The organism is Actinoallomurus liliacearum, from assembly GCF_039542035.1.
Taxonomy (GTDB): domain Bacteria; phylum Actinomycetota; class Actinomycetes; order Streptosporangiales; family Streptosporangiaceae; genus Actinoallomurus; species Actinoallomurus liliacearum.
Window position 1 is genome coordinate 109,484 of sequence record NZ_BAABHJ010000016.1, and the last position, 14,246, is coordinate 123,729.

Annotated in this window: 15 protein-coding genes and 1 riboswitch; of the genes, 11 read left to right on the forward strand and 4 right to left on the reverse strand. The window is 73.2% G+C overall.

What is annotated here, in order from left to right; translation table 11 throughout:
* Positions 1-91: 91 nt before the first annotated feature.
* Complete coding sequence (locus tag ABD978_RS23220) at positions 92-1,375, reverse strand: pyridoxal phosphate-dependent aminotransferase (RefSeq protein ID WP_345358173.1); 1,284 nt, start codon at positions 1,373-1,375, stop codon at positions 92-94.
* Positions 1,376-1,503: 128 nt separating this feature from the next.
* On the opposite strand from ABD978_RS23220, the gene ABD978_RS23225 reads away from it, so the two are divergent.
* Both ABD978_RS23225 and rpe read left to right on the forward strand, forming a co-directional pair.
* Positions 1,504-2,436: a LysR family transcriptional regulator gene (locus ABD978_RS23225; RefSeq protein ID WP_345358176.1), complete on the forward strand. Its 933-nt coding sequence runs from the start codon at positions 1,504-1,506 to the stop codon at positions 2,434-2,436.
* 124 nt (positions 2,437-2,560) lie between these two features.
* Positions 2,561-3,226, forward strand: a complete 666-nt coding sequence (rpe, locus tag ABD978_RS23230) for a ribulose-phosphate 3-epimerase (protein ID WP_345358179.1) — start codon at positions 2,561-2,563, stop codon at positions 3,224-3,226.
* Between the two features lies 1 nt (position 3,227).
* Here rpe and ABD978_RS23235 read toward each other — a convergent pair whose 3' ends face one another.
* Positions 3,228-4,253, reverse strand: a complete 1,026-nt coding sequence (locus ABD978_RS23235; protein WP_345358182.1) for an MBL fold metallo-hydrolase — start codon at positions 4,251-4,253, stop codon at positions 3,228-3,230.
* A gap of 188 nt (positions 4,254-4,441) precedes the next feature.
* A riboswitch (FMN riboswitch) is annotated at positions 4,442-4,572 on the forward strand.
* A 67-nt stretch (positions 4,573-4,639) separates the two neighbouring features.
* On the opposite strand from ABD978_RS23235, the gene ribD reads away from it, so the two are divergent.
* From ribD to ABD978_RS23270, 7 genes are read left to right on the forward strand one after another with little or no spacing between them, the layout of a single operon-like run.
* Positions 4,640-5,782: a bifunctional diaminohydroxyphosphoribosylaminopyrimidine deaminase/5-amino-6-(5-phosphoribosylamino)uracil reductase RibD gene (gene ribD, locus ABD978_RS23240; RefSeq protein ID WP_345358185.1), complete on the forward strand. Its 1,143-nt coding sequence runs from the start codon at positions 4,640-4,642 to the stop codon at positions 5,780-5,782.
* Complete coding sequence (locus tag ABD978_RS23245; RefSeq protein ID WP_345358188.1) at positions 5,783-6,382, forward strand: riboflavin synthase; 600 nt, start codon at positions 5,783-5,785, stop codon at positions 6,380-6,382.
* Positions 6,379-7,026: a nicotinamide riboside transporter PnuC gene (pnuC, locus tag ABD978_RS23250; RefSeq protein WP_345358191.1), complete on the forward strand. Its 648-nt coding sequence runs from the start codon at positions 6,379-6,381 to the stop codon at positions 7,024-7,026. The genes ABD978_RS23245 and pnuC overlap by 4 nt, the downstream gene beginning before the upstream one ends.
* Positions 7,023-8,231, forward strand: coding sequence for a bifunctional 3,4-dihydroxy-2-butanone-4-phosphate synthase/GTP cyclohydrolase II (locus ABD978_RS23255; protein ID WP_345358194.1), 1,209 nt, complete (start codon positions 7,023-7,025; stop codon positions 8,229-8,231). Before pnuC ends, ABD978_RS23255 begins: the two co-directional genes overlap by 4 nt.
* Positions 8,232-8,286: 55 nt before the next feature.
* The gene (gene ribH, locus ABD978_RS23260; RefSeq protein ID WP_345358197.1) at positions 8,287-8,799 is read left to right on the forward strand and encodes a 6,7-dimethyl-8-ribityllumazine synthase; all 513 of its coding nucleotides are present in this window, start codon (positions 8,287-8,289) and stop codon (positions 8,797-8,799) included.
* Positions 8,800-8,848: 49 nt separating this feature from the next.
* A complete protein-coding gene (gene hisG, locus ABD978_RS23265) occupies positions 8,849-9,724 on the forward strand; it encodes an ATP phosphoribosyltransferase (RefSeq protein WP_345358200.1) in 876 nt (291 codons plus the stop codon).
* A gap of 40 nt (positions 9,725-9,764) precedes the next feature.
* Positions 9,765-10,193 (forward strand): PH domain-containing protein, encoded by a 429-nt coding sequence (locus ABD978_RS23270; protein ID WP_345358203.1) that lies wholly within the window; start codon positions 9,765-9,767, stop codon positions 10,191-10,193.
* A 66-nt stretch (positions 10,194-10,259) separates the two neighbouring features.
* On the opposite strand, the gene ABD978_RS23275 is transcribed toward ABD978_RS23270, so the two are convergent.
* Together ABD978_RS23275 and ABD978_RS23280 are read right to left on the reverse strand one after the other, a co-directional pair.
* Positions 10,260-10,895 carry a response regulator gene (locus ABD978_RS23275; protein ID WP_345358206.1) on the reverse strand — a complete coding sequence of 212 codons (636 nt, stop codon included), beginning with the start codon at positions 10,893-10,895 and terminating at the stop codon, positions 10,260-10,262.
* A gap of 46 nt (positions 10,896-10,941) precedes the next feature.
* Entirely contained in the window at positions 10,942-12,165 is a 1,224-nt protein-coding gene (locus tag ABD978_RS23280; RefSeq protein ID WP_345358209.1) for a sensor histidine kinase, read from the reverse strand.
* Positions 12,166-12,340: 175 nt separating this feature from the next.
* Between ABD978_RS23280 and ABD978_RS23285 the strand changes: the two genes are divergently transcribed.
* Positions 12,341-13,495: an ABC transporter permease gene (locus ABD978_RS23285; protein WP_425550746.1), complete on the forward strand. Its 1,155-nt coding sequence runs from the start codon at positions 12,341-12,343 to the stop codon at positions 13,493-13,495.
* On the forward strand, positions 13,492-14,166 hold the full coding sequence (locus ABD978_RS23290) for an ABC transporter ATP-binding protein (RefSeq protein WP_345358215.1): 675 nt from the start codon (positions 13,492-13,494) through the stop codon (positions 14,164-14,166). The genes ABD978_RS23285 and ABD978_RS23290 overlap by 4 nt, the downstream gene beginning before the upstream one ends.
* The last annotated feature ends 80 nt before the right edge of the window (positions 14,167-14,246 follow it).

Here is a 14,246-nt window from a genome sequence, read left to right on the forward strand (position 1 = left end):
GCCCTCAGTCGCCGTCGGCGGTCTCCCTGATCCGTTGCCGCGCGTGGGAGGGGTCGCCGGGGCGCGTGGACCCGGCGACCCTGAGCGGGGCTCAGACGGACGCGGGGACCGCCTCGCGGACGCGGGCGGTCAGCTCCGTCAGCACTTCGGTGGCACGGTCCAGGGCGGCCGCGATCCAGGGCAGGGTGAGCGGGTCGGGCGCGGCGAGAGCGGCGTCGCGCTGTTCGGGAGTGTCGCCGTACAGCAGGCTGCTCGCCACCCGGAGCCGCAAGGCCTCGGGCGGGTCGCCGAACGCGCTGCCGGGCAGCACGCCGACGCCGTGCTCCTCGAGGAGGAGGTCCGCCAGGTCGGCGGAGGTCTCGATCCCGAACCGCTCGCGCAGGTGGTCGCCGACCGGCCCGGCGAACTCCGGATAGGAGTAGAACCCGCCCTGCGGGGCAACCACGCGCGCTCCGGCCTCGGCGAACCGCTCCGCCATCGCGGTCGCCACGGCCGCGTGCAGGCGGCGGCTCGCCGTGACCCGGTCGGCGATCTCGGCCGGCTCGCCGAAGGCGTAGGCCGCCGCCTCCTGGACGGGGCCGGACGCGCTCGACCAGATCTCGCTGGCCACCCCGGCGAGCCGGTCGCGCAGGCCGCGCAGTTCCTCGGGCAGCCGGGCCACGCCGATCCGCCAGCCCCCGAGCGCCAGGCTCTTGCTCAGCGCCGTGGTCGTCACCGTGCGCTCCGGCGCGAACCGCGCCGGCGACGGGAAGTCGGCGCGCTGGTCGAACACCAGGTCCCGGTAGATCTCGTCGGCGATGATCACGAGGTCCAGCTCGCGGGCGACCTCGCAGAGCCGGCGGACGGTGTCCTCCGGGGCGAGTGTGCCCGTCGGGTTGTCGGGGAGCGTGAGAACGACGCTGCGGACGGCGTGACCGGCGGCCCTCGCCCGGGACACCGCGCCGGTCAGGAGCTCGGGGTCGGGAACGCCTCCCTTGCCGGGGCGGGTGGGGACGAAGATCGGCTCGGCGCCCATCAGGCGGGTCTGGGCGGCGTAGCTGACCCAGCTCGGCTGGGGGACGACGACGCTTCCGCCGATCGCCAGCAGGAGGGCGTACAAGAGGGGCTTGCTGCCGGGTCCGGCCACGACGAGGTCCGGATCGGCGGGCAGCCCCCGGCGGCGCCAGTACCCCGCGGCGGCGTCCCGCAGGGTGGCGCTGCCCGCGACGGGGCCGTAGGCGCCGCGCCCGGCCGCCGCGCCGAGCCGGCGTTCGAGCCCGGGGTGGACGTTCAGCCCGGCCTCCCCGAAGGCCAGGGGAAGAACTGGCAGACCGGCCCGTCGGCGGTGGTCGAGCGCTTCGTTGGCGGCGAGAGTCGCGGAGATTGCGACTGACATATCGGACGACTCCAAGGGAGCATTTGGACGGAAAAGTGGTCGTGCGCGGCGCCGTGCCCCTCAATCGTTCAGCTTTCCAGTGCATCACCACAAGCGAGGCTTTCCGCTGGTCTGCATAAGATGCGCTTATGCTGGACGTCCGGCGGCTCCGCCTGCTACGCGAGTTCGCCGAGCGCGGCAGCATCGCGGCCACCGCGAAGGCGCTGGGCTACACCGCGTCGGCCGTGTCACAGCAACTCGCCGTGCTCGAGCGGGAGGTCGGCGCGACGCTCCTCGACCGCACCGCGCGCAGCGCCGAGCTGACCGATGCCGGCCGACGGCTCGTCCGGCACGCCGAGCGCATCCTCCGGATGATCGAGTTCGCCGAGGCCGACATGGCCGAGCCCGAGCCCTCGGGGCACGTGGTCCTCACCGCGTTCCCGACCGCGGCCGTGGCGTTCGCGCCGGCGCTGGCGCACGGTCTGCGCCGGCATTCGGGCCTGACGTTCCAGCTCCGCCAGAGCGCCGGCGACGGCCTGCCGCAGGTGCGCTCCGGCGAGGTCGACGTCGCGCTGATCGACGACTGGACGGGCCGCCTGCCGACGCGCGGGGGCGGCAGCCTGCGGTTCACGCTCCTCATGCACGACCCGGTCGTCCTGGTCGTGCCGTCCGACCACTGGGCGGCCGACCCGGACGTCCGGCTAGACCTGCGGCGTCTCCGGGAGGAGCCGTGGATGGCGGCGCCGCCCGGCGAACCGTCGCGCGAGGCGTTCGACCGGCTCCTCACGGACGTCGGCGGCGCCCCGTCGATGCCGTGGGAGTTCGAGGGCCTCGGCACGATCCTCGGCCTCGTCGCCCGGGGCGTCGGCGTCGCCGCCATCCCCAGCCTCGCCCTCACTTTGGGCGTGCCGGGCATCGCGGTGCGCAGCCTGCCCCGGGCGATGACCCGCTACGTGTACGCCGTCGTGCGGACCGCGAGCGTGCGCCGCCCGTCCGTCGCGGTCACCGTCGAGGCCTTGAAGTCCGCCGCCGCCGACCTCGACGCCCGCCGCCCCGGCGCCCGCGCTCCCGAGGACGGGTGAGCGACGGCCGCCGGCGTGAACCGCGCCGCCCGCGCTCCCGAGGACGGATGAGCGACGGTCACCGGCGTGAACCGCGCCGCCCGCGGTCGGCGCGCGGACCGCCGTCTTTAAACTTGACGGCATCATGGCCGTGCAAATCGCTCCCAGCATCCTGTCCGCCGACTTCGCCCGCCTCGCCGACGAGGTCACGGCGGTGTCCAACGCCGACTGGATCCACGTCGACGTGATGGACAACCACTTCGTTCCCAACCTGACGCTCGGGCTGCCGGTCGTCGAGTCGCTGCTCAAGGTCACGCCCCTGCCGCTGGACTGCCACCTCATGATCGAGGACCCGGACCGGTGGGCGCCGGGCTACGCCGAGGCCGGCGCGGGCAGCGTGACCATCCACGCGGAGGCCGCGAGCGCCCCGATCCGCACGCTGCGGGCGATCCGTTCGGCGGGCGCCCGCGCGGGTCTCGCCCTGAACCCGGGCACCGCCGTCGAGTCGTACGCCGACCTGCTCCCCGAGATCGACATGATGCTCATGATGACGGTCGAGCCGGGCTTCGGCGGGCAGTCGTTCCTCGACATGGTGCTGCCGAAGGTGCGCCGCGCCCGTGACCTGATCAAGGGCCGGGACCTCGACGTCTGGCTGCAGGTCGACGGCGGCGTGGGCGCCGAGACGATCGAGCGCTGCGCCGAGGCGGGCGCGGACGTCTTCGTGGCGGGGTCGGCGGTCTACTCCGCCGACGACCCCGCCGAGGCCGTCCGCTCCCTGCGCGAGCGGGCGAGCGGCGCGTACGCCCCCTGACTCACGGCGTCTCGTAGATCGTCACGCCGTCGCCGTCCGCGCGGCCGCGCAGCCGGCCCTGGGTGACGAGCACCTCCAGGTGCGCCTGGGTCTCGGTCGTGGCCAGCATCTGGTTGAACAGGTCCAGATCGTCGAAGGCGCGGCCACGCCGGGTCCAGGTGAGCGCGCGCGCCGTCTCGTACGCCGTGCCGGAGCCGGCGGTGACCGCGGCCTCGCTCGCGTCGAGGCGCTCGGCGTGGTGCTCCAGCAGGGCGTCGACGCGGGCGTGCACGCTGTCGGTGACCGGCCCGTGGGCGGGCAGGAGCCGCAGGTCGGGCATCTCCCGGACGATCCGGAGGGAGTCGAGGTACGCCCCGAGCGGGGACGTGTCCGGCGCGCTCTCGAAGCCGATGGACGGCGTGATGTGCGGCAGGACGTGGTCCCCGGCGAACATCAGCCCGGCGTCGAGGTCGGCGAAGACGAGGTGCCCCCGCGTGTGGCCCGGCGTGGGGACGGCGAGGAGCTCGCGTTCGCCGAGCGGCACCGCGGTGCGGCCGTCGATCCAGTCGTCGGGCATCTCCCAGTCGAGCCGGTCCTGACCGCCCTCCTTCCAGGCGGCCTTCAGCCGCTCCACGAGCGGGCCCGCGCCGCAGGCGAGGAGCCGAGCGAGCTGCGGGGAGTCCTCCCGGCGCACCGGCCGGGTGAGGAGTTCGAGCGTGGGCCGCTCGCCGATGCCGAGGCTGACCCGCGTGCCGAACTCCCGGCGGACCGCGACCGCCTGCGTGTAGTGGTCGCGGTGGACGTGGGTGACGAGGAACCGGGTGATGTCCCCGAGGCCGTGGCCGAGCTCCTTCAGCGCCGCCTCCAGCTGCCGCCGGGACTCCTCCAGCGCCCAGCCGCCGTCGATCAGCACCAGGCCGTCCTCGCCGGTGATGGCGTAGACGTTGACGGCGCGCAGGCCGTCGCTCGGGAGCGGTAGCGGGATGCGGTGCACACCCGGCGCGACCTGGAACGCTCCAGGCTCGATCCACTCCGTCCGCTGCGTCATCGGCCCGCCCTCATCTCTCCAACCAGAACGACATTCGACCTATATGGAACCAGAGGCGCGAGAAGCGTTCGCGCGCCGACCCTGGTCGCGCTACCAAGCGAGCGCTTGCTTGTCCAGATGTGGACGCGTGTGCATCCTCACATGTGGCACGGAATGCCCGGCATGGCACACTGGTTGTGAGTCAGTGAAAGCGTGCTCCGGGGTCGGTGAAAGTCCGAACCGGCGGTGACAGTCCGCGACCCGGCCGAAACCATCGGCCGGTTGACCCGGTGGAACTCCGGGACCGACGGTTAAAGTCCGGATGGGAGGCAGCACGCGGCCGTGTCCTTCGGGGCATGGCCCCTGCGGCCTTGCCGCGCACCCGGAGCCTGATCAGGGAGGCCCGGGTGTTCGTTGATCCCGCGCAGGAGCGCGCGATGCGCCGGGCGCTGGCGCTCGCCGCCCGCGCCCGCGGTGAGACCAGCCCGAATCCCGTCGTCGGCTGCGTCGTCCTCGACGCCGCCGGACAGGTCGCGGGCGAGGGGTACCACGCCTACGCCGGCGGCCCGCACGCCGAGGTCGTCGCGCTCCGGGAGGCCGCCGGCCGCGCCGAGGGCGGCACCCTCCTCGTCACCCTCGAACCCTGCGATCACCAGGGCCGTACCGGCCCGTGCACCGAGGCCGTCATCGAGGCCGGTGTCCGGCGCGTCGTGTACGCGGTCGCCGACCCCCACCCCGTCGCGGGCGGCGGCGCCCGCCGGCTCGCCGAGGCGGGCGTCGAGGTGGAGGAGGGGCTGCTCGCCGCCGAGGCCGAACGGGTCAACGCCGAATGGCTCACCTGCACCCGGCTGGGCCGGCCGCACGTGACCTGGAAGTTCGCCGCCACGCTCGACGGCCGGTCGGCCGCCGCCGACGGCAGCAGCCAGTGGATCACCGGCCCCGAGGCCCGGCACGACGTCCACGAGCTCCGCGCGCGCTGCGACGCGATCGTCGCCGGCTCCGGCACGGTGCTCGCCGACGATCCCCGGCTCACCGTGCGCGGGGTCCACCGGCACGATCACCGGCTCACCCCGCGCCGGCCGCTGCGCGTCGTCGCCGACACCCGGGCGCGCACGCCGTTGACCAGCCGGGTCCTGGATGACGAGGCCCCGACCCTGATCGCCGTGGCCGAGGACACCGACGCCACCGCGCTGGAGGGCCGCGTCGCCGTCGTACGCCTGCCGCGCGACGACGGCGGCCTCGACCTGACCGCCCTGCTCGCCGAGCTGCGCGAGCGGCAGATCGTCTCCGTCCTCCTCGAAGGCGGCCCCACTCTCGCCGGCTCGTTCGTGGCCGCCGGCCTGGTCGACCGGGTCGTCGCCTACCTCGCCCCCCGGCTGCTCGGCGCGGGCCCGGCCGCCCTCGGCGACGCCGGTGTCGCCACGCTCGCCGCGGCCCACCACCTGGAGATCGACGACGTCACCCGGATCGGCACGGACCTGCGGATCACCGCGGTCAGGCCGGCCGTCGAAACCCCCACCCGGCCGGTAGCGGCCCGAAGGGAGACCTGAATGTTCACCGGAATCGTCGAGGAGCTGGGCGAGGTGATCGCGCTCGAACCGGCGGGGGACTCCGCCCGGCTCACGGTGCGCGGCCCTCTCGTCGTCTCCGACGCCACGCACGGCGCGTCCATCGCGGTCAACGGGGTCTGCCTCACCGTGACCGAATTCAAGGACGACGCGTTCACCGTCGACGTCATGAAGGAGACACTGGACCGGTCCAGCCTCGCCGCGCTGGAACCGGGCTCACCGGTCAACCTCGAGCGCCCCGTCCGGGCGGCCGACCGGCTCGGCGGCCACATCGTCCAGGGCCACGTCGACGGCGTCGGGCGGATCGTCTCCCGCGAGCCGGGCGAACGCTGGGAGGTCGTGACGGTCGAACTGCCGCAGCGGCTCGCCCGCTACGTCGTCGAGAAGGGCTCGATCACGGTCGACGGGGTCAGCCTGACCGTCGTCGAGGCGCGCGACGACGCCTTCACGATCGCGCTGATCCCCACGACGCTCGAACTGACCACGCTGGGCCGCAAGGGCCCCGGCGACCCGGTCAACCTCGAGGTCGACGTCGTCGCCAAGTACGTCGAGCGGCTCGTCACCGCGGGAGCGGTCAAGTGAGCTCCTGGACGCAGGCGGGGATCACCGTCCTCGGCGAGAAGGTCCTGTGGACCGACCTCGTGGGCAACGTCCTGTCCCTGGCCACGGTGTGGCTGGCGATGCGGCGCACGCTCTGGACGTGGCCGGTGCAGCTCACCGGCGCGGTCCTCCTGCTGGTCGCCTCGGTCAGCGCGCACGCGCCGGGCAACGCGCTCAAGCAGGTGATGTTCCTCATGCTCGCCTCGTACGGCTGGGCCCGGTGGCTGCGCGGCCTCCGCGAGAGCCGGGAGCTGCCGGTGCGCCCGGCCACCGGGCGGGAGCGCCTGGCACTCGTCGGGACGCTCGCGGTGGGCACCGTCGCGGTCGCGCTCCTGTTCGCGAACATCCCCTGGCTGCAGATCTCGTGGTCGCCGCTGGCCAACGCGTACATCTTCGTCGGCAGCGCGGTGGCGACGTACGCGCAGAGCCGGGCACTCGTCGACTTCTGGGTCATCTGGGTCCTCGTCGACCTGGTGGGCGTCCCCCTGGCGTTCAAGTCCGGGCTGTACGTCTCCGGCGCGGCGTACGGAATCTTCTTCATCCTCGTCCTGGCCGGTTTCCGTGACTGGCTGAAGCAGTACCGCCGGCAGCGGCGGCACACCGAGCCCAAGGTGGTGGCGGCATGAGTCTCGACAGCGTCGAGGAGGCGATCGCGGACATCGCGGCCGGCAAGGCCGTGCTCGTCGTCGACGACGCCGACCGGGAGAACGAGGGCGACATCATCTTCGCCGCCGCCAAGGCGACGCCGGAGCTGGTCGCCTTCACGATCCGGTACAGCAGCGGCGTGATCTGCGTGCCCATGGAGGGCCGGGACCTGGACCGGCTGCAGATCCCGCTGATGACGGCGCACAACCACGAGCGGATGCGCACGGCGTACACCGTGAGCGTCGACGCTCGCGACGGCGTCGACACCGGCATCTCCGCCGCCGACCGCGCCCACACGATCCGCGTGCTCGCCGACTCGGCGACCGAGCCGTACGAACTGGTCCGCCCCGGGCACATCTTCCCGCTGCGCTACCGCCAGGGCGGGGTGCTGCGGCGGCGCGGGCACACCGAGGCCGCCGTCGACCTGGCCCGGCTGGCCGGGCTCACCCCGGCCGGGGTGCTGGCCGAGGTCGTCAACGACGACGGCACGATGGCGCGGCTGCCGCAGCTGGAGATCTTCGCCAAGGAACACGACCTCAAGCTGATCTCGATCGAGCAGCTCGTGGAGTACCGCAAGCGCACCGAGCGGATGGTCGAGCGGGCCGCCGAGACCCGCATCCCGAACCGGTACGGCGAGTGGCGCGCGATCGGGTACGCCAGCCACCTGGACGACGGTGAGCACGTCGCCCTCGTGTACGGCGACCTGGGCGACGGCGAGGACGTCCTCGTACGGGCCCATTCCGAGTGCCTGACCGGCGACGTGCTGGGCTCGGAGCGCTGCGACTGCGGCACCCAGCTCGAGGCCGCGATGGGCGCGATCGCCGCCGAGGGGCGCGGCGTGGTGCTGTACCTCCGCGGCCACGAGGGCCGGGGCATCGGGCTGGTCGCCAAGCTGCGGGCGTACCAGCGGCAGGACGACGGCTCCGACACCGTCGACGCCAACCTCGAGCTCGGCCTGCCGGTGGACGCCCGGGAGTACGGCAACGCCGCGCAGATGCTGCTCGACCTGGGCGTCCGGTCCGTCCGGGTGCTGACCAACAACCCGGCCAAGGTCGCGGGGCTGGAGCGCTTCGGCGTCGAGGTGCGCGGGCGCATCGGGCTGCCCGTCCTCGTCACCGAGCACAACCGGCGCTACCTCGCCGCCAAGCGCGACCGGCTGGGCCATGAGATCGGAGATCTCGGATGAGCGGGCGGCTGATGAGCATCGCGCCTCTGGCAACTCCTCGGACTAAGGAAAGCGCATGAGTGGAATCGGACGCCCGGGGGAGACGTTCGTCGACGCCTCCGGGCTGCGGCTGGGGATCGTCTGCACCCGGTGGCACACGCGGATCACCGACCGGCTGCTGGAGCGGGCCGTCGCCACGGCCAAGGAGTGCCGGGTCGCCGATCCGGTCGTCGTACGGGTGGCCGGCGCGCTGGAGATCCCGGTCGTGGCCCAGCAGCTCGCCCGCGACAATGACGCGGTCGTCTGCCTGGGTGCGGTGATCCGCGGCGATACGCCCCATTTCGACTATGTCTGCGACTCCGTCACCGCGGGTTTGACGAGGGTTGCCCTGGATGAGGGCACCCCCGTCGGTAACGGCGTACTAACATGTGAGACGATCGACCAGGCATTGGACCGCTGCGGGCTGGACGACAGCCGCGAGGACAAAGGGATGGAGGCGACCGTGGCCGCACTCGATACGGCACTGACCCTGCGAGGTCTTCGGCACCACGGTCACGCGCGGCATGACGCGGAGCATCTGGGCTCCTGAGCGTCGACGCCGCGAAACCCATCTCTTTCGAAGAAAGGCCTGCTGAACCGTGCTGTCACTCGTGCTGCCCAAGGGCTCCCTGGAGAAGGCGACGTTCGAGCTGTTCGACGCCGCCGACCTGACCGTCCGCCGGGCCTCCGAGCGCGACTACCGCGCCTCCATCGACGACCCCCGGATCGACCGGGTCCGCGTCCTGCGCCCGCAGGAGATCCCGACGTACCTCGAACAGGGCCTGTTCGACCTCGGCATCACCGGGCGCGACTGGATCACCGAGACCGACTCCGACGTCGTCTCGCTCGGTGAGCTGAAGTACTCCAAGGCCACGTCCAACCCGGTGCGCGTCATCATGGCCGTGCCGAACGACGCGCCCTGGCAGACCGTCTCCGACCTGCCCGAGGGCGTGCGGATCTCCACTGAGTTCCCCGCCCTCACCGAGCGGTTCCTCGCCAAGCACGGCGTGAAGGCGCGGGTCGTGCCGTCGTACGGCGCGACCGAGGCGAAGGTCCCCGACATCGTCGACGTGATCGTCGACCTCACCGAGACCGGGTCGTCGCTGCGCAAGAACGGCCTGCGCATCCTCGACACCCTCCTGACCAGCTACACCGAGCTGGTCGCCAACCGCGAGGCGTACGAGGACGCCGAAAAGCGCGCGGCCATGGAGGACATCGCGCTGCTGCTGCAGGGCGCGATCCGGGCGCGCGGCAACGTCCTGCTCAAGCTGAACGTCGAGAACGGCGCGCTGCAGAGCGTCCTGGACATCATCCCGTCGATGTCGTCCCCCACGGTCACGCCGCTGGCCGGCGGCGAGATGCACGCGGTGGAGAGCGTCGTCGCCAAGCACGGCGTCAACACCCTGATCCCGGCGCTGAAGGCGGCGGGCGCCCGCGACATCCTCGAGATCCCGATCAGCAAGATCGTCGACTGATCCCGTAAGTCGACTGATTCCGTAAGGCGGCGGCACCCTCATGACCACGGCGACGTGGCGACCCCGGCGGGCCAGGATCGTCCCGTACGTCCTCGCGGCGGTGGTCATTCTCAGCATGATCGCTCTCGCCGTGGTCATGCCGGCGCCCTGGAGCCTCGGCGACCGGATCGGCCTGGTGGCGATCGGGCTGGCCGTCGCCGGGGTCCTGCACATCCTCGCCCGCAGCCGGGTGACCGCCGACGACGAGGGCCTCACGGTCGTCAACGGCCTGCTCACGCACGAGTACGAATGGGCCGAGCTGCTCGGCATCACGATGTCCGAGGGCGCGCCCTGGCCCACTCTCGACCTCGCCGACGGCTCGACCGCCCCCGTCATGGGCATCCAGGCCTCCGACGGCGAGCGCGCCAACCGGGCCCTCGCTGAGCTGGCCGCCCTGATCCACGAACGCGGCGAGGCCAAGAACCACTGAGCCCGTTCCCGGCCGCCCGGTGGGACGCCCCCCGCCGATGACGACCCGCCGGGATCGCCCGTTCGGTCAGCGGCGGATGAGGCCGAGGTCGGTCGCGGTGGCTACGGCGGCGGTACGGGAGTCGACACCGAGCTTGGCGTAGACGCGGGCCAGGTGGGATTTGACGGTGCCTTCGGTGAGGTGGAGCCGTCGGCCGATCGCCTGGTTGGACAGGCCGTCGGCGACGAGCGCGAGGACCTCGGTCTCGCGCCGGGTCAGCGCGGTCGCGGGGCTGCGCATCCTGTTCATCAGCCGGTCGGCGACGGCAGGAGCCAGCGTGGCACGGCCGGCCGCGGCGGTGCGCACGGCGGCCGCCAGTTCCTCGGGCGGGGCGTCCTTGAGGAGGTAACCGGTGGCCCCGGCCTCGATGGCGGCCAGCGTGTCGGCGTCGGTGTCGTAGGTGGTGACGATCACGACGCGGGGGGCTCCGGGGCGGGCGGTGATGGCGGCGGTGGCCTGGGCGCCCGTCATTCCCTCGCCGAACCGCAGGTCCATCAGGACGACGTCCACGTCGCCGGCGGCGGCGCGGAGGACGGCCTCCTCGGCGGTGGCGGCCTCGGCCACCACGGTGATGCCGGGCTCGGTCTCCAGCACGGCGCGCAACCCGGCCCGCACCACGGGGTGGTCGTCGGCCAGCAGCAGGCGGATGGGCGCATCGGTCACGGGCGGGCCTCGGATGCGGGGCACGCGGCCGGGATCAGAGAGGCGGTCACGGGGTGGTCCCGGGTACGGGGTCCGCGGCGACTCGAGTCAGGGGAAGCCGGGCGGCCAGAGCGGTGCCGTGACCGTGGGCGGACTCGATGGTCAGGGTGCCGTCGAGGGCGGCCATGCGGGAACGCATGGCCGCGAGTCCGAACCCGCCGTCGGCCGGGTCGGGGACCGGCGGCCGGTCGGGGTGGAAGCCGATCCCGTCGTCGACCACGTCCACGGTGACGTCGTCGTCGAGGTAGCTCAGGGTGACCTCGGCGGTGGTGGCGTGGGCGTGCTGGACGACGTTGGCCAGGGCGGACTGGGCCACGCGGAGCAGCGCGACCTCCTGCGCGGTCGGCATCGGCACCGGGTCACCGGAGAGGTGGAAGCACACGGCGAGCCGGTGGCGGGCGGAGATGGTGACGCACAGCCGCTCCAGCGCGCCGGCCAGGCTGGTGCCCTCCAGGGCGGGCGGGGTGAGGGCGGCGACGAAGCGGCGGGCCTCGGCGAGGTTGTCCACGGCGGCCTGACGGGCCTGGTCCACGTAGCGGGCGGCGGCATCGGGCCTGCCGGGCAGCGCGCGCTCGGTCGCGCGCAGCAGCAACTGGATGCTGGAAAAGCCCTGGGCGAGGGTGTCGTGGATCTCTCGGGCCAGGCGCTCGCGCTCGGCCAGCACCCCCGCGGTGTGCTGAGCGGCGGCGAGATCGGCGCGGGTGGTGGTGAGCTCCTCGATCAGCATCCGGCGCCGTTCGCCCTCCCGGTACAGGGCCTGATATCCCCACACCACCGCGACCGCCACCGCCGCGCCGAGGGTCGGGCCGATCGCGGCGGCGGGCGTGAAGGAGCCCTGATGGGCGGCGAAGGTCATGATCGCCGCGAGCGCGGTGGCGACCACCGCGACCAGGCCCGCGCCCCGGGGCAGCAGGTGAAGCTGGAGAAAGTACAGGGGAAAGGCCAACCACACTCCGTCGGCGGACAGGGCCAGCAGCACCAGCCACACCACGCCCACGGCGGCGAGCCACACGGCGGCGGCCCGGCGGGACCGGCCGACGCGGGGCAGCAGCGGACCCGCCGCGTACACCAGCCCGAGCAGCGCGGCCACCGCGACGGCGGCCACGGCGTACGACCCGCCTCCGGCCATGGTCCGGACGGCGGCGAGAGCCAGCAGGCCGGCGGTCAGCACGTGCAGGCACCAGGTCAGGGCCCGGACGGTGACGGTCAGGGCGGGGGCGGTGGTGTTCACGGTCCTTCCAGCCTAGAAGCCGAGCCTCGGCGGAGGCCTCCATCAAAAGTTAGAACCCATCCGCCACCGTTCGAACCGGGAGGTCGTGTCGTGGGCCGGATGTGCGGACCGGGGGCGACGGCGATGGTGGAGACGTACCGTTCCGCCGTCGAGAGGACAGGTCCAAGCCGTGTTCGTGGGCTGGAGAGATCTGCGGTTCGCCAAGGGGCGCTTCGCCCTGATGGGGACCGTCATCGTGCTGATCACCGTGCTCGTCGGGCTGCTGTCCGGGCTGACCGCCGGGCTGGGCCGGCAGAACGTCTCCGCGATCACCGGTCTGCGCGCCGACCGGATCGCGTTCAACGCGCCCAGCGGGGGAGCGGCCCTGTCGTACGCGAACTCCACCGTCACCGCGAGGCAGTGGCGCCAGTGGGCCGGCACCCCCGGCGTGACGGGCGCCGAACCACTGGGCATCACCGTCACCCGGGCCGTCGCCGGCGCCAAGACCGTCGGCGTCTCGGCCTTCGGCGTCCGGCCCGGCTCCGCGCTCGCGCCGGACGGTGCCGGGATCGGCGAGCACACGGCGGTGCTGTCCGCCTCCGCCGCCGACGACCTCGGCGTACGGCCCGGCGGCACCCTCACCCTCGCCGGGCGGGAACTGACGGTCGCCGCGATCCGGGGCGACGCCCACTTCAGCCACACCCCGGTCATCTGGACCAGCCTCGACGTCTGGCGAAGGACCGCCCCTCCCACCGGACCCGAAGGCCCGCCCGCCGGAGGTGCGGCGGTCGCAGGCCCGGCCGCTGACGGCCTGACCGCCGGAGGCCCGGCCGCTGACGGCCCGACCGCCACCGTCATCGCCCTGACCACGACCTCCCGCGCCGACGTGAAGGCCGCCGACAAGGCGGCGGGCACCAGGACGGTGTCCAAGGGCGCCTCGCTGTCCGCGATCGGTTCCTACACCTCCGAGAACGGTTCGCTGCAGTTGATGCGCGGCTTCCTGTTCGCCATCTCCGCGCTGGTCATCGGGGCGTTCTTCACCGTCTGGACCATTCAGCGAAGCGGCGACGTCGCCATCCTCAAGGCGCTGGGCGCCTCCACCGCCGGTCTCCTGCGTGACGCCCTCGGCCAGGCCATCGTCCTGCTGACCGGCGGCACCCTCGTCGGCACCGCCGTCGCCGTCGCCCTCGGCGCGCTCGTCGCGGGCTCGTCCGTGCCCTTCGTCCTCACCCTCGCCACCGTGCTCTTCCCCGCCGCCGTGATGATCCTCCTCGGCGCGATCGGGGCCGCCCTGTCCGTCCGCCGCATCACGTCCGTCGACCCGCTGACCGCCCTCGGGAGCGCCCGTTGAGCCTCACCCTGACCGACATCACCCTCACCTACCCCGACGGCGACGGTCGCGTCACCGCGCTCGACCACGTCGACCTGGAGGTGCCCGAGGGCGGTCTCACCGCGGTGGTCGGCCCCTCCGGCTCCGGCAAGTCCAGCCTGCTGGCCGTCGCCGCCACCCTCATCACACCCGACGCCGGCACCGTCGCCATCGACGGCACCGTCACCACCGGGATGACACGCGGCGAGCTGACCGCCCTACGCCGCGACAAGATCGGCATCGTCTTCCAGCAGCCGAACCTGCTGCCCTCCCTCACCGCCGCCGAACAACTCCAGGTCATGGCCCAGATCGACGGTCGCTCCCCGGCCAAGGCCCGGCCCAGGGCGATGGACCTGCTCGACGCGGTCGGTCTGGCCGAGCAGGCCGGTCGGCGTCCCCACCAGCTCTCCGGCGGCCAGCGCCAGCGGGTCAACATCGCCCGCGCCCTGATGAACGACCCCACCGTCCTCCTCGTCGACGAGCCCACCAGCGCCCTCGACCACGAACGCGGTGCCGCGATCATCGACCTGCTCACCCGCCTCACCCACCAGCGGGCCACCGCCACGGTCCTGGTCACCCACGACCGCACCCACCTCACCGCCGCGGACCGGATCGTCCGCGTCCACGACGGACGTCTCAGCTTCCCGGCATGAGCCGCTCAGCGTGGTCCGGTGATCCCCCTGCCTTTCGGGCCGGTCGTCACCACCACGTCACGGCCGGTCGGCGGCATCGA

Bases quoted from the DNA above. Each gene is read 5' to 3' on its own strand.
- ABD978_RS23220 (WP_345358173.1), bottom strand. From the start codon at position 1,375: ATGTCAGTCGCAATCTCCGCGACTCTCGCCGCCAACGAAGCGCTCGAC.
- ABD978_RS23225 (WP_345358176.1), top strand. From the start codon at position 1,504: ATGCTGGACGTCCGGCGGCTCCGCCTGCTACGCGAGTTCGCCGAGCGC.
- rpe (WP_345358179.1), top strand. From the start codon at position 2,561: ATGGCCGTGCAAATCGCTCCCAGCATCCTGTCCGCCGACTTCGCCCGC.
- ABD978_RS23235 (WP_345358182.1), bottom strand. From the start codon at position 4,253: ATGACGCAGCGGACGGAGTGGATCGAGCCTGGAGCGTTCCAGGTCGCG.
- ABD978_RS23245 (WP_345358188.1), top strand. From the start codon at position 5,783: ATGTTCACCGGAATCGTCGAGGAGCTGGGCGAGGTGATCGCGCTCGAA.
- ABD978_RS23255 (WP_345358194.1), top strand. From the start codon at position 7,023: ATGAGTCTCGACAGCGTCGAGGAGGCGATCGCGGACATCGCGGCCGGC.
- ribH (WP_345358197.1), top strand. From the start codon at position 8,287: ATGAGTGGAATCGGACGCCCGGGGGAGACGTTCGTCGACGCCTCCGGG.
- ABD978_RS23270 (WP_345358203.1), top strand. From the start codon at position 9,765: ATGACCACGGCGACGTGGCGACCCCGGCGGGCCAGGATCGTCCCGTAC.